Source organism: Pseudonocardia sulfidoxydans NBRC 16205 (assembly GCF_007989085.1).
Taxonomy (GTDB): Bacteria; Actinomycetota; Actinomycetes; order Mycobacteriales; family Pseudonocardiaceae; genus Pseudonocardia; species Pseudonocardia sulfidoxydans.
In genome coordinates this window covers 49,146-63,476 of the sequence record NZ_BJVJ01000020.1, presented here as the reverse complement: position 1 = coordinate 63,476, position 14,331 = coordinate 49,146, and the positions used below count along the sequence as shown (strand labels likewise).

Annotated in this window: 11 protein-coding genes and 1 tRNA gene; 6 read left to right on the top strand and 6 right to left on the bottom strand. The window is 72.4% G+C overall.

What is annotated here, in order from left to right; genetic code table 11:
• Position 1: 1 nt before the first annotated feature.
• From PSU4_RS12430 to PSU4_RS12415, 4 genes are all read right to left on the bottom strand, one after another.
• Complete coding sequence (locus PSU4_RS12430; protein ID WP_147106797.1) at positions 2-3,331, bottom strand: S41 family peptidase; 3,330 nt, start codon at positions 3,329-3,331, stop codon at positions 2-4.
• 21 nt (positions 3,332-3,352) lie between these two features.
• Entirely contained in the window at positions 3,353-3,622 is a 270-nt protein-coding gene (locus PSU4_RS12425) for a DUF2277 domain-containing protein (protein WP_147106794.1), read from the bottom strand.
• Positions 3,623-3,670: 48 nt separating this feature from the next.
• Positions 3,671-4,342, bottom strand: coding sequence for a PIG-L deacetylase family protein (locus tag PSU4_RS12420; protein WP_147106791.1), 672 nt, complete (start codon positions 4,340-4,342; stop codon positions 3,671-3,673).
• A gap of 210 nt (positions 4,343-4,552) precedes the next feature.
• Complete coding sequence (locus PSU4_RS12415) at positions 4,553-5,539, bottom strand: acyl-CoA desaturase (protein WP_147106788.1); 987 nt, start codon at positions 5,537-5,539, stop codon at positions 4,553-4,555.
• Between the two features lie 185 nt (positions 5,540-5,724).
• Here PSU4_RS12415 and PSU4_RS12410 point away from each other — a divergent pair.
• Positions 5,725-5,795, top strand: a tRNA-Gln gene (locus tag PSU4_RS12410).
• Between the two features lie 1,474 nt (positions 5,796-7,269).
• Here the strand turns inward: PSU4_RS12410 and PSU4_RS12405 are convergent.
• Positions 7,270-7,773 (bottom strand): L,D-transpeptidase, encoded by a 504-nt coding sequence (locus PSU4_RS12405; protein WP_246115072.1) that lies wholly within the window; start codon positions 7,771-7,773, stop codon positions 7,270-7,272.
• Positions 7,774-8,026: 253 nt separating this feature from the next.
• Here PSU4_RS12405 and glmU point away from each other — a divergent pair, with 253 nt between their 5' ends.
• The 5 genes from glmU to pth all read left to right on the top strand — a co-directional run bounded on the left by glmU (position 8,027) and on the right by pth (position 12,630).
• Positions 8,027-9,583: a bifunctional UDP-N-acetylglucosamine diphosphorylase/glucosamine-1-phosphate N-acetyltransferase GlmU gene (gene glmU, locus PSU4_RS12400; RefSeq protein WP_147106785.1), complete on the top strand. Its 1,557-nt coding sequence runs from the start codon at positions 8,027-8,029 to the stop codon at positions 9,581-9,583.
• Positions 9,580-10,560, top strand: a complete 981-nt coding sequence (locus PSU4_RS12395; RefSeq protein WP_147106783.1) for a ribose-phosphate diphosphokinase — start codon at positions 9,580-9,582, stop codon at positions 10,558-10,560. Before glmU ends, PSU4_RS12395 begins: the two co-directional genes overlap by 4 nt.
• 138 nt (positions 10,561-10,698) lie before the next feature.
• Positions 10,699-11,124, top strand: a complete 426-nt coding sequence (locus PSU4_RS12390) for a hypothetical protein (RefSeq protein ID WP_147106780.1) — start codon at positions 10,699-10,701, stop codon at positions 11,122-11,124.
• Positions 11,125-11,389: 265 nt separating this feature from the next.
• Complete coding sequence (locus PSU4_RS12385; protein WP_147106777.1) at positions 11,390-12,043, top strand: 50S ribosomal protein L25/general stress protein Ctc; 654 nt, start codon at positions 11,390-11,392, stop codon at positions 12,041-12,043.
• A gap of 20 nt (positions 12,044-12,063) precedes the next feature.
• The gene (pth, locus tag PSU4_RS12380) at positions 12,064-12,630 is read left to right on the top strand and encodes an aminoacyl-tRNA hydrolase (protein ID WP_186816900.1); all 567 of its coding nucleotides are present in this window, start codon (positions 12,064-12,066) and stop codon (positions 12,628-12,630) included.
• Between the two features lie 36 nt (positions 12,631-12,666).
• Here pth and PSU4_RS12375 read toward each other — a convergent pair whose 3' ends face one another.
• Complete coding sequence (locus PSU4_RS12375) at positions 12,667-14,322, bottom strand: fatty acyl-AMP ligase (protein WP_147106770.1); 1,656 nt, start codon at positions 14,320-14,322, stop codon at positions 12,667-12,669.
• Positions 14,323-14,331 lie beyond the last annotated feature (9 nt).

The window sequence follows — 14,331 nt, the reverse complement described above, 5'->3', positions numbered from 1 at the left end:
CTCAGCGGGGCGGCAGGTCCGGGCGGCGGCGCGACGGGCGCGTCCCCGGGTCCGGAGGGCGGACCGCCGGCGTCCGCTCCAGCGCCTCCAGGCCCAGCCGCACCGCCGTCTCCAGCTGCGGGTCGCGGCCCGCAGCCCAGTCCTGCGGCGTGATCACGACCTCGACATCCGGCTCCACCCCGTGGTTCTCCACGTCCCACGCCACGTCGTCGAACCAGAACGAGTACCGCGGCTGCGTCACCCGGGTCCGGTCGACGAGGCCGTAACGGCTGTCGATCCCGATCACCCCGCCCCACGTCCGGGTGCCCACCACCGGGCCCAGCCGCAGCCGCTTGAACGCCGCCGTGACGATGTCGCCGTCGGAACCGGAGTGCTCGTCGGCCAGCGCCACCAGCGGGCCGCGGGGCGCATCGCCGGGATAGGTCTGCGGCTGGCGGTGGCGCACCACGTCCCAGCCGATCACCTTGCGGGCGAGCTTCTCGATCACCAGCTGCGACGTGTGCCCACCCGAGTTGCCCCGCACGTCGACCACCAGGCCGTCGCGGCTGGTCTCCCGGCCCAGGTCGCGGTGCAGCTGCGCCCAGCCGCTGGCCACCATGTCCGGCACGTGCAGGTAGCCCAGCCGCCCACCCGACGCCTCCGCGACGAACGCGCGCTTCGTCGCCACCCAGTCCTGGTAGCGCAGCGGCAGATCGTCCTCCAACGGCCTGACGACGACCCGGCGCACCTCGCCGTCGCTCGTGCGCACCGTGAGCTCGACCAGCTGGTCCGCGGTCCCCACCAGCAGCGGCGCCGGCCCCAGCTCCGGGTCGACCCGCCGCCCCGCGACCTCCAGCAGCACGTCGCCCTCACGCACGTCGACACCCGGGTCGGCCAGCGGGCTGCGCGCCCGGGTCGCCGACGTCTCCGGCGGCAGCACCCGGGCGACGCGCCAGCCGTCGTCGGCGCGTTCGAGGTCCGCACCGAGCAGCCCCGGACGACCCGACCAGTCACCCGCGCCGCCGCCACCGATCACGTACGCGTGCGACGACCCCAGCTCGCCCTGCAGCTCCCACAGCAGGTCGACCAGGTCGTCCTTGCTGCCGACCGCGTCCACCAGCGGCCGGTACCGGGCCAGCTCGGCGGCCCAGTCGACGTCGGCCATGTCCTCGACCCAGAAATGGTCGCGCATCAACCGGCCCGCCTCGTCGAACATCTGCCGCCACTCCGCGGCCGGGTCGACCGTCACCGTGATCCGCGACAGGTCGATGTCGAACTCGTCGGCGTCGTTCTCCGACGGCGCCGACGACCCCGACCGGTCCGAGCGCAGCACCCGCACCGTCGACCCGTCGCGCACCACCAGCCGGTTCCCGTCACCGCTCACCTCGTAGGACGTGGCGGGATCGGCGATCACGTCGAGCTTGCGACGCACCAGGTCGTAGCGCTCCAGCACCGGACGCGGCCCACGGTCGCCGGTCAGCTCGCGGCCCTCGCCCAGCACACCCGAGATCGGCCGGCGGAACCACAACAGGCAGTCCTTCGCCGCACCCAGCCCACCCAGGCGACCCTCCGCGACCGGGATCGGCACCACGCGCGCGGCCAGACCCTCGACGTCGACGACGACCGCGTCCTCGTCGGTGCCCTTCTCCTCGGTCTTCCCGGCCGCGTCCTCCGCCGCCGGCTCGGCGTCCTCGGCACCCTCGCTGTCCGTCGCCGGCAGGTCCTCCGGCCCCTCGTCCGCACTCGTCGTCGGGCGACCGTCCGGCGTCGCCCCGAACGGCGACGGCGTCCGCGCCGCCAACGGCACCAGGAACGGCCGCCACGACGCCGGGAACGTCAGATCGAACGAGTGCTCGTCGTAGATCGGGTCGAACGTGCGCAGCGACAGGAACGCCAGGTACTTCCCGTCGGTCGTGAACACCGGATGCCGGTCGACGAACCGCGGCGGCGTCACCTCCACCAGCGTGTCGTCCGCCAGCCGGGCGATCATGATCCGCGACAGCCCCGTCTCCACCGGGTCCGCGAACGTCAGCCACGCGCTGTCGGGCGAGTACGACACCCCCGACACCTCGCCGTCCGCACCCCGGGCCAGCTCCCGCAACGCCCCCGTCGCCGTGTCCATGACCAACAGCCGACCGTCATGGGTGGCGATCGCGACCGTCGACGCGTCCGGCGCCGCCTCCAGCTCCAGCACCCGCCCGACCTCACCCACCCCGTACCGGACGAGCGCCGCGACGCCCTCGGCCCGCGGGTCCAGCGGCGCCACGACGACGGCGTCCTCACCCTCGGCGTCGTCGACCCACACCGCACGGTCCTCACCCAACGGCTGCGCCAGCCGCGCCCGCACCCCCGGCTCCGCCAACAACGTCCGCGCCGGACCGTCGCGGTGGGTCAGCCGGTGCACCGTGCCCCGCACCTGCGCGATGCTCGCCCGGCCCGTCCGGTCCGGAGCGACCCGGCCGAGCCAGTTCGAGGCATGCACCCGGAACGGCTCCCGGTCGGTACGCGGCCCCGCGAGCGCGACGTCGATCCGGCGCGGCTGCGAGTCCGACGCCAGGTCCTCGAGCAGGAACAGCTCCCCCGCCGACTCGAACACGATCCGCGACCCGTCCGTCGCCGCGTGCCGCGCGTAGAACGCCGGCGAGCCGTCCGCGCCGTGGTCACTGTGCCGGCGCAACCCGCCCACGTCGCCGTCCAGCGGCAGCGAGTACACGTTGCCCCAGCCCTCGTGGTCGGACAGGAACGCGATCCGATCACCCACCAGCGTCGGCGAGTCGATCTGCCCGTCCAGCTCCGCGGCCAGCCTGCGGAACTCCCCCGAACCCTCCCGGTCCCACCACAGCTTCCCCGCCGTGCCACCCCGATAGCGCTTCCACCAGGCCGTCTCGCGCGACATCGTCGTCCCCAGCAACACCGCCGGACCGTCCGCCGACGTCGCCACATCCGACACCGGCCCGAAGCCCAGCCGACGCGGCGCCCCACCCGCCGCCGGGATCGCGTACGCCCACGTCCGGCGCGCCGACGCCTGCCCCGACGCGCTCACCGCGACCACCTCAGCCGTGTCGCCCGAGCCGCGCCAACCCACCGTGCGGGCGCCGCCCAGGAACGTCAGCCGACGCACCCCGCCACCGTCGAGATCGGTCACGAACACCTCCGGCGCGCCCTCACGCGCCGACGTCCACGCCACCAGCCGACCGTCCGGCGACAACCGCGGCCGCGACACCGGCACGTCGTCCGCGGTCAACCGGTACGCCCGGCCCCCCGCCAGCGGCGCCGTCCACACGTCGTCCTCGGCCGTGAAGACCAGCGTGTCACCGTGCAGATGGGGAAACCGGAGGTAGCTGCGAGGCACACGCAGACGGTAGTCAGCGCATCAGCTCCCGTAACGGGCGGCCGCGCGGGCGCGGGCCTTGACCGCCTCCACCTCACGATCACGCGGCGGCGCCGTCGTCACCAGCGCGTCCAGCAGCTGCCGGGTGGCGTGCTCCACCGCCGCGACGGCCTCCGCGAACGCCTCCTCGTTGGCCTTCGACGGCTTCGCCGCGCCACTGATCTTGCGCACGTACTGCAGCGCGGCGCCGTGCACCTCGTCGTCGGTCGCGGGCGGTTCGAAGTTGTGCAAGGTCCGGATGTTGCGGCACATGCGCCCGATACTCCCCGGTTTCGGCCCCCAGGTCACCGGCCCGGTCACTTACAGGACGGGATCTCCGCCGGTCAACGGCGCCACCGCCAGCACGATCCGCGGCACGTGGAACGCCTCCGCGTACCGCGCCCGGCACTGCACACCCCGGATGCGGGCCAGCCCCCCGAACGTCTCCCCGTCGAACCACGCCCGGTCCCGCTGCGACCCGTAGTGCTCGTGCAGCTTCGCGACCTTCTCCCGCAGCACCGGCTCCGCCAACGGCAGGTACACCGACGGCACCGTCAGGTCGTTCTCCCACTTCACGATCTCGTAACAGAACGTCAGATGGTCCCGGAACACCGTCGGCACGATGTCGGCCAACGTCCGCAGATCCGGATCCGTGTCCAACGGCGACGGCGCGAAGATCAGATCCGGGTCACCGTGCGCGCCCATGTCCTCGACGGCCTGCTTCGCCCGCTCCCACCGCGTCGTCAACCGGCCATCAGGCAGATCCAACACCGTGACCTCGAGCTTCGCGCCCGGACAGAACGCCGCCAACGCCGCGCGCTCCTCCTCCTCGCGCAACGACCCGCCACCCGTCAGCACCAGGGCGCTCACCTGCACACCCGGATGCGCCCGGCACAGCTCCAGCAGCGCCCCACCCGCCCCGATCGCGATCTCGTTGCAGTGGACGCCGAGCAACAACATCCGGTCCAGACGCTCCGGGAGCAGGCTCAGCATCAGGGGCCACCTCTCCGGTGACCGACCGGGCGACACACGCCGACCCGGGGGCGCGGGACGGCGCGCACGCCTCGGGCCACCTCGAACGAACGGGACGGGAGGACCAGCGCCCGATCAGTGTTCCACGGACGACCCCGCCACACCCGCACACCGGACGTGACGACGGCGCGTCGCGTCCGGGTCAGTTGGCCCACCCGGACGAGTGACGACTCAGCTCGTCTTGAGCTTCTCCAGCCGACGCGGCGTCGGCCAGCGCACATCCGTCGCCCACCCGAACTTCTCGAAGAACCAGATCACCCGCGCCGAGATGTCGATCTGCCCCCGCAACACACCGTGCCGCGCACACGTCGGGTCGGCGTGGTGCAGGTTGTGCCACGACTCGCCCATCGACAAGATCGCCAACGGCCAGAAGTTCCGCGACTTGTCCCGCGACCTGAACGGCCGCTCCCCGAACATGTGACAGATCGAGTTGATCGACCACGTCACATGGTGCGACACCCCCATCCGCACCAGACCGCCCCAGAAGAAGCCCGTCAACGCGCCCGCCCACGACCACGTCACCAGACCGCCGATCAACGCCGGCAGCGCCAGACTCACCAACACCCACACCCCGAACAGCTTGCTCACGGTGCGGATCGCCCGGTCCGCCAGCAGATCCGGGATGAACCGCTGGTAGTTCGTCTTCCTACGGTCGAACAGCCAACCCGTGTGCGCCCAGAAGAACCCACGCGCCACACCCGCCAGCGACGTACCGAAGCGCCACGGCGAGTGCGGGTCACCCTCCTTGTCGGAGAACGCGTGATGACGACGATGATCCGCCACCCACGCAAACACCGACCCCTGCACCGCCAGGCCGCCACCGATCGCCAGCACCACCCGCAGCCACCGCTTGGCCTTGAACGAGCTGTGCGTGAAATGCCGGTGATAGCCGACCGTCACACCCAGGATCCCGACGGTGTAGAACACCGCCCCGATCACCACGTCGTGCCAGCCCAGACCCCAGCCCCACACCACCGGGACCGTGGCCAGCAACGCCAACATCGGCCCCACCACGAACAGCCACACCAGCATCTGCTGCCAGCCGCTGCGGGTCTCGCCGAGGATCGGCTTCGCGACGCCCGGCCGGGGCCTCGCCTCGGCCTCCGGAACACTGGGGGGAGCGCCCGTCGCGCGCGCGTCGGCGGCCTCTGCGGTCATGCGTCACCTCTCGGGTCGGGATCGGTCGGCGACGACCGTTGCCGCCCGAGAATAACGAATGCGGCGCGCCCCCCGAACGCCGAACCGGCGCGAAGTCCGTGAACCAGACACGAACAACGCACCGCGGCGACCCCATGCCCGCCCGGGCGGGGCCGCTGTGGGCGTCGTGCCAGGATGGAGGTCTGTCCGCCGTGGTGTAATGGCAGCACCTCGGATTTTGGTTCCGATGGTTCAGGTTCGAATCCTGGCGGCGGAGCAGCACCCCGACGCAACGTGCCGCCACCGGTCCCCCGGTAGTCCCGACGACGATCATCGTCCCTGGTGCGTGAGCGCCCCATGCGTCGCTCAGTACCCGCAAACAGCGATGATCCACCCCCCGCTGGTTCGGCCGCTGCCCACATCCGCGCCGATGCACCGCGCCACCGCGGCGCGCACCCAGTGACGGCAGCGCAGCAGCCGACGCCCCGGCTGCCAGACGACCCGGCAGCCCGGCGGCTGCGAGGCGTGACCCGGCCGGGATCCACAGCCCCGCCCCCGGCAGCTCCGCGACCCAGCAGCGCGGCACCCCGGCAACGCGGCAGTCCGCGACCCGGGCCCGCTCGGCATGATCATCGTTTCGGAGTCATGGGCGACGCAGGTGTCGTTCATGAGCCAGAAATGGCGATCACCGCGCGGCCCACTGCCCATGATCGTCGCTTCTGGTGGATGAGCGTCATCCTCGTCGCTCATGCGCCGGGAACAGTGATCATGTGGGTGGAGCTGTCAGGGGCCGACGGCCGAGGTCGCCGGCCACCTGAGCCCGCAAGATCATCGACGCCGGGACGCGCCGACACCACTGACGCCCATGTCCCAGGCCCGGCCGGCCCGGCACAAGGCAGCTCGATCCGACGCTGCTCGCCCCGACGACCCGGCGTGACGCACCCGGCCCAGCCCGGCACAGCGCGGCTGGGTCCAATGCGCTCGCCCCGACGACCCACCGCGTGGCGCACCCCGGCCCACCCGGCGCACCCCAGCCCAGCCCGGCCGGCCCGGCACAGCGCGGCCCTGCTCACCGCGGCTCGAGCCGACACATCTCGCCCCGACGACCCGGCGTGACGCACCCCGGCCCAGCCCGGTACAGCGCCGCTCGGTCCAACGCGCTCGGCCCAACGGCCCACCGCGTGGCGCACCCCGGCCCACCCCAGCCCAGCCCGGCCGGCCCGGCACAAGGCGGCTCGATCCCACGCGGCTCGCCCAACGACCCGGCGAGACGCACCCCGGCCCAGCCCGGCACAGCGCGGCTCGGCACGGCCCTGCACACCGCGGCTCGATCCGACGCGGCTCGCCCCGACGACCCGACGTGACGCACCCCGACGCCCCTCAGCCCAGCCCAGCCCGGCCCGGTCCAACGCGGCCGGCCCGGCGTAACACAACCCGGCACACCCGGGCATGCCCAGGCCTGGCACACCCCGGCCGGGGTCGGCACGGCACGGATCCGACGCAGCTCGCCCCGCTCACGCGGAGCACCCCCAACCCCGTGATCGCCATTTGTGGTGCATGAGCGTCGCCCGCGTCGCTGGAGGACCACGAACAGCGATCACGAACAGCCATCACGAACAGCAGGGCAGCAGCCGGATGCGCCGCCGTTCGGCTCAGCCGGCGCGACTCAGCCTGCGCGGCCCGCCACCGAGCGAGGCGCAGATCACGAGGCCGCGCCGACCGGACCGCGTGCAGGGGGCGGCGGCCGAACGTCAGACGATCTCGACGCGGTCGCCGACCTGCAGGTACTCGTAGAAGTGCGCGGCCTCGGCGCGGGGGAGGCGGACGCAGCCGGCGGAGGAGGTCTCGGTGTTGCCCTCGTGGAAGGCGATGCCGCCGGGGGCGAAGAAGACCGCGTAGGGCATGGGCGCGTTGTCGAACTCGGCGCTGCGGTGGTCGCGGTTCTTCCATTCGACGCCGAAGGCGCCGCGCGGGGTCTCCTTGCCGGGTCCGCCGGTGCTGATGGTGACGGGCCCGTGGACGACGGCGCCGTCGTCGATCAGCCAGGCCTTTTTGCCGTCGATGGAGACGCAGGCACGGGCGGCGATGGTGCAGGGGGTGCCGTCGGCGAGGGGGGCTTCGACGGGTCGCAGGGGTTCGGCGTGGGCGACGCCGGCTCCGGCGAGGGTTCCGAGGCCGGTGAGGCCTGCGGCGGCGACGGCTCGCGCTTTCCTGCCGAGGATGCCTGCAGCCGACGACGCTCTGTGCCTGCCCACGCCCGTACTCCTGCCTCGCCGTTCGCGGGCCGACGGGCCCGCGGACCGTCTCACCCGACCGAGTGATCCAACGACGGTCCGGGGCGGGGGTTACGAACCGGTCGTCGGGGATGGGCGGGGAGTCCTGCGGCGAGTCGGTGCGCGCCGGGGGCCGGTGGTCACCACCCCGTAGGATTCGGCCGTCCGGGCGCCGGTCCTGCACGAACGGCCTGGCCGCGCGACAGCCGAGAGCGACGACCGAGGAGTACGGCTCATGCCCGATCGTCCCGCCGGGGACGCCCCGCCCGCATCGTTCGCACGGCCCGCTGCGGCCGTCGTCCTCGCCGCGGGCGAGGGCACGAGGATGCGGTCGGCGACGCCGAAGGTCCTGCACGAGATCGGTGGGCGGAGCCTGCTGGGTCACGCGGTGCATGCGGTGGCGGCGTTGGAGCCCGAGCATCTGGTGGTGGTCGTCGGGCATGCGCGGGAGCGGGTCGCCGAGGCCGTCGCGGGGATGGCCGACGAGCTGGCACGTCCGGTGTCGACGGCGGTGCAGGAGCAGCAGAACGGCACGGGTGACGCGGTCCGGTCGGGGCTCGCGGGCCTGCCGGGTGGGCTGGTCGGCACGGTGCTGGTCACCTACGGCGACGTGCCGTTGCTCGACACGGCGACCTTGTCGGCTCTGCAGGCGGCGCACGTTTCCAAGGACGTGGCGGTCACCGTTCTCACCACGGTCCTGGAGGACCCGACGGGGTACGGGCGCATCGTGCGCGACGCGTCGGGCGCGGTGACGGGGATCGTGGAGCAGCGTGACGCGACGCCGGAGCAGCGGGCGATCACCGAGGTCAACTCGGGTGTGTACGCGTTCGACGCGGCGTTCCTGTTGGCGGCGATCGGCCGGCTGACCACGGACAACGCGCAGGGCGAGCTGTATCTGACGGACCTGTTGGCGATCGCGGCGGCGGACGGCGCGGGGGTGTCGGCGCTGGTGTCGACCGACGTGTGGCAGGCCCGGGGGGTCAACGACCGGGCGCAGCTGGCGGAGGCCCGCGCGGAGCTGAACCGCCGGGTGGTGCGCCGCTGGATGCTCGACGGGGTGACGGTGGTCGACCCGGCGACGACGTGGATCGACGTGCAGGTCCGTTTCGAGGCCGACGTGACGGTGCATCCGGGCACGCAGCTGCACGGGACGACGTCGGTGGCGGGTGGCGCGCAGGTCGGGCCGGACACGACGTTGACCGACGTGGAGATCGGCGCGGGCGCGAGCGTGGTGCGCACGCACGGGAGCGGCGCGGTGATCGGTGCGGGTGCGTCGGTGGGGCCGTTCGCGTTCCTGCGGCCGGGCGCGCACCTGGGCGAGCGCGGCAAGATCGGCACGTTCGTCGAGGTGAAGAACGCCGACATCGGTGCGGGCAGCAAGGTGCCGCACCTGACCTATGTGGGCGACGCGACGATCGGTGAGATGAGCAACATCGGCGCGTCGTCGGTGTTCGTGAACTACGACGGTGTGACGAAGCGGCGCACGGTCGTGGGCTCGCACGTCCGTACCGGGTCCGACACGATGTTCATCGCCCCGGTGCAGGTCGGGGACGGTGCGTACACGGGCGCCGGCACGGTCCTGCGTGACGACGTGCCGCCGGGGGCGCTGGCGGTGTCGGCCGGGTCACAGCGCACCATCGACGGGTGGGTCCGGCGCAAACGCCCCGGGACGCCCGCGGCCGAGGCCGCCGAGCGTGCCGAGGCGGCCGCATCCCAGCTCGACGGAGCGGCCACCGCCGCACCCGCCACGGACGATGCCGGCCGACCCGGCCGAGGAGGCACACGACGGTGAGCGCGATCTTCGCGACCCCGAAGAAGAACCTGATGCTCTTCTCCGGGCGGGCGCATCCGGAGTTGGCCGACCAGGTGGCCAAGGAGCTCGACGTCACGATCACCCCGCAGTCGGCCTACACGTTCGCGAACGGCGAGATCTTCGTCCGGTTCGAGGAGTCGGTTCGTGGGTGCGACGCGTTCGTGCTGCAGTCGCACTCGGCGCCGATCAACGATGCCGTGATGGAGCAGCTGATCATGGTCGACGCGCTCAAGCGTGCGTCGGCGAAGCGGATCACCGTGGTCATGCCGTTCTGGGGCTATGCCCGCCAGGACAAGAAGCACCGCGGCCGTGAGCCGATCTCGGCCCGTCTGATCGCGGACATGTTCCTCGTCGCGGGTGCCGACCGGATCATGACGGTCGACCTGCACACCGCCCAGATCCAGGGCTTCTTCGACGGCCCGGTCGATCACCTGTTCGCGTTGCCGGTGCTGGCCGAGCACATCAAGCAGAAGTACGCCGACCGCGACCTGGCCGTCGTCTCCCCGGACTCGGGCCGTGTGCGCCTGGCGGAGCGGTGGGCGGAGACGCTGGGGGGCACGCCGTTGGCGTTCATCCACAAGACGCGTGATCCGCGCAAGCCGAACGAGGCGGTCGCGAACCGGGTGGTCGGTGATGTCGACGGTCTCACCTGTGTGGTGATCGACGACATGATCGACACCGGCGGGACGGTCGCGAAGACGGCTGAGGTGCTGCTGCGCGAGGGTGCGCGGGAGGTCGTCATCGCGGCCACGCACGGTGTGCTGTCGGGGCCGGCGGTCGAGCGGTTGTCGACGTGCGGTGCCACCGAGGTGATCTTCACCGACACGCTGCCGATCTCGGAGGACAAGCGCTTTCCGGGGATGACGGTGCTGTCGATCGCGCCGCTGCTGGCGGAGGCCATCCATCAGGTGTTCGAGGACGGGTCGGTGACGAGCCTGTTCGACGGTAACGCCTGACGCGGCACCACCCGAAAGGACCCGGCTGTTCGGATCGCCCGATCAGTCGGGTTCTGTGCTGAACCGGTTCGGTCCAGGATCCGTCTGACGGTGAGGGGTATCGGAGCGGCCGGTGCCCGGTGGGGCCGGGAGGTCGACATGTCATCGCGGACCGGGGACGTCACGACGGGCCGCAGTACGCGGTCGCTGGCCGCCTGGCGGTGGGTGTCGGCGATCCTGCTGCTGGTCATGGGCGGGATCCACCTCTACCTGGTGTTGTTCAGCGGTTTCGACGGGCTGGTCGGAACGCTGTTCGTGATCAACGCGATCGGTGCGCTCGTGCTGGCCGTCGCGATGGTCGCGGTCCCGGACCGGCTGTTGACGCTCACGAGCCTGCTGAGCCTGTTGTTCACCGCGGGGACGTTGCTGGCGCTGGTGTTGTCGCTGACGTTGCCGGGCGGGTTCCTGGGCGTGCGCGAGCAGATCTCGGCCGAGCTGGTGCCGACGACGCTGGTCGTCGAGGGACTGGGGACGCTGGTCCTGTTGGGCGCGACGCTGCTGGCGGCGCGTCTGCGTCGTCCGTGACGGGCTCGTGACGAGCCCTGTGAGTGGCGATGGTCGCTATAGCGACTATCGCCACTCACAGGGGTCGCTGCGGCGCGCTGCCGGTCAGCAGGCCCGACCCCGGGGCCGGGGCCGTACGGACCCGGCGTACTCTCGTCGACAGTTCCGCGGCGAGGGCGGGCGGTCAGTGAGCCCGCCGTGATCGACGCTGGACCGGTCCGACCGGTTCCACGCCCCTCCTCGCCGCGCGCTCACACACACCGCGTTCGTATCGAGGAGTAGTCCCGTGGCCCAGGCCCGCATCGACGCCGAGACCCGCACCGAGTTCGGCAAGGGCGCCGCCCGTCGCACCCGCCGCGCCGGCAAGATCCCCGCTGTCCTCTACGGGCACGGCACCGACCCGCAGCACCTCGCGCTGCCGTCGCTGGAGTTCGCCCGCGTCGTGCGCGACCAGGGCCGCAACGCCGTGCTCGAGCTCAACATCAGCGGCAGCCCGCAGCTCGCCCTGACCAAGACCGTCGTGGTCCACCCCATCCGCCCGTACATCGAGCACGTCGACCTGCTCGTCATCAAGCGTGGCGAGAAGGTCGTCGTCGAGGTGCAGGTCGTCGTCACCGGCGACGCGCAGCCGGGTAGCCTGGTCACCCAGGAGCTCAACACCATCGAGGTCGAGGCCGACGTCCTCAGCATCCCCGAGTCGATCGAGGTCTCGGTCGAGGAGGCCGCGATCGGCACCCAGTTCCTCGCCGGTGGCCTCACGCTTCCCGAGGGTGTCGAGCTGCGCACCGACCCCGAGGCCCTCGTCGTCAACGTCGTCGCGGCGCCCACCGAGGCCGACCTCGAGTCCGAGGTCGACACCGAGGGTGCCGGCGTGGTCGAGGACGCCCCCGAGGCGGAGGCCCCGGCCGCCGAGGCCGGCTCCGAGTCCTCCGAGGGCTGACGGCCGTGCCGGGCCCCGCCATGGTGGTCGGGCTCGGCAACCCCGGCCCCGAGTACGCCGAGACCCGGCACAACGTCGGTTTCCGCGTCGTCGAGCTGTTGGCGGCGCGGGCCGGCGGCGGCCGGTTCTCGAAGCACAAGAGCAACGCCGACGTGCTGGAGGGTCGGCTCGCCGGCCGCAAGGTCGTGCTCGCGAAGCCCCGGACGTACATGAACGTCTCGGGCGGGCCGGTCGCCGGGCTGCTGCGCTACTTCTCCGTCCCCGCGACGGAGCTGGTCGTCGTGCACGACGATCTGGATCTCGGCTTCGGGGTCATCCGGCTCAAGCAGGGTGGCGGCGAGGGCGGGCACAACGGGCTGCGTTCGATCAGCCAGTCGATCGGCACCCGCGACTACCTGCGGGTCCGCTTCGGCATCGGGCGCCCGCCCGGCCGCCAGGACCCGGCGGACTTCGTGCTCAAGCGGTTCTCGTCCGTCGAGAACAAGGAGCTGGAGTTCGCGGTCGACCTGGCTGCCGACGCGGCGGAGGCCCTGCTGGCCGACGGCCTGGAGCCGACGCAGAACAGGTTCCACGCGCTGTCGGGCTGAGCGTCCCGTCCTTCTGCAGGAATACGTTCCCGGGGGTCAGGCCCGCGCCGCGATCAGGTCGCCCGTCGCGGAGCGGCGCAGTTTGCCCGACGGCGTCTTGGGCAACGTCCCCGGCGCGAGGACGACGACATCGGCCGGACGTACCCCGCAGGCCGCGGCGACCTTCGACGTGACGTCCTTGCGGATGACGTCCTCCGCGGCCGGGTCGCCTGCCTTGCGCGACTCGACGGCCACCAGGAACGACTCGCGGTGGCGGCCGGCACCGGCCTCGAGCCGAACGGCGACGACGTTGCCCGCCCGCACGTCGGCGGCCAGCGCGGCGGCGCGTTCGATGTCGGTCGGGTAGATGTTGCGCCCGCCCATGATGATGACGTCCTTGCGCCGCCCGCAGACAACGACCTCCACCCCGGCGAGGTAGCCCTCGTCGCCGGTGTCGAGCCAGCCGTCGGCGTCCTGGGCGGGGCGCGGCCCGTCGACGGTCAGGTACCCGGGCGTCACGGACTCGCCGCGCAGCTGCAGGATGCCGACGCCCCGCTCCGGCAGGACCGTCCCGTCGTCGCCCACGACGCGCACCTCGATACCGGGCAGCGGCGGCCCGAGGCGGGGGAAGCGGCGGGTGGGCCCGTAGAGCGCGGGCCGGGCGTGGCGCTTCTCCTCGAGCCATTCGGCGTCGACGTGGTCGATGACCATACCGGTGTCGCACGGCGCGAACGACACCCCGAGCGCGGTCTCGGCCATGCCGTAGGCGCACACGACGGAGTCGGCGCCGAGGCCGAAGCGCGCCCCGGCGTCGGTGAGGGCGATGACGGCGTCGGGGTCGATGGGCTCGGCCCCGTTGAGGGCGAACCGCATCGACGACAGGTCGAGTGAGCCCTCCTCGGCGCGGGCGAGCTGGCGGGCCAGCACCGCGTAGGCGAAGTTGGGGGCGGCGGTGACGGTGCCGCGGTACTTCGAGATCAGCTCGGCCCACAGCAGCGGCCGGGACAGGAAGTCGACGGGCGTGACCGTCACCAGTTCCAGCCCGGTGACCATGGGGACGGTCATGAACCCGACCATGCCCATGTCGTGGAACAGCGGCAGCCACGACACCATCACGTCGCGCTCGGCGTCGAGCTGGGCCGCGGTGACCATGCCGGTGATGTTGGCGAACAGGTTGCGGTGGGTGATCCGCACGGCCTTCGGCTCGGCGGTCGAGCCGCTGGTGAGCTGCAGCAGCGCGGTGTCGTCCTCGTCGGCGACGGCCACGTCGACGGTGATCGGCTCCCCGCCGTCGGAGAGCTCCGACAGGAGCCGGTACGCGATGCCGCGCTCGGCCAGCACCGGGGCGAGCGCGTCGAACGGCGCCCCGAGCAGGACGAGCTTCGCGCCGATCATGCCGAGCACCGTGACGGTGTCCTCGGCCCAGACGGCCAGGTCGGTGCGGGCGGTGGGCTGGTGCAGCATCGTGACGCTGCCGCCTGCGAGCCACACGGCCTGGGCGGCGGGGGCGATCTGGGCCGGTTCGGCGGCGAGCACCGCGACGGCGACGCCCCGTTCGAGGACGGGTTCGGCGACCAGCGCCCCGGCCAGCCTGCGCGCCTTCTCGTGCACGTCACGCCACGGTGTGCGGACGGGCTCCTTCGGCTCCCCGGTGATCATTGCCTTGGCGGACCGGGCCGCGCTGTCCGTCAGCATCTGGAGGAACCGCGACATGCCGCCGAG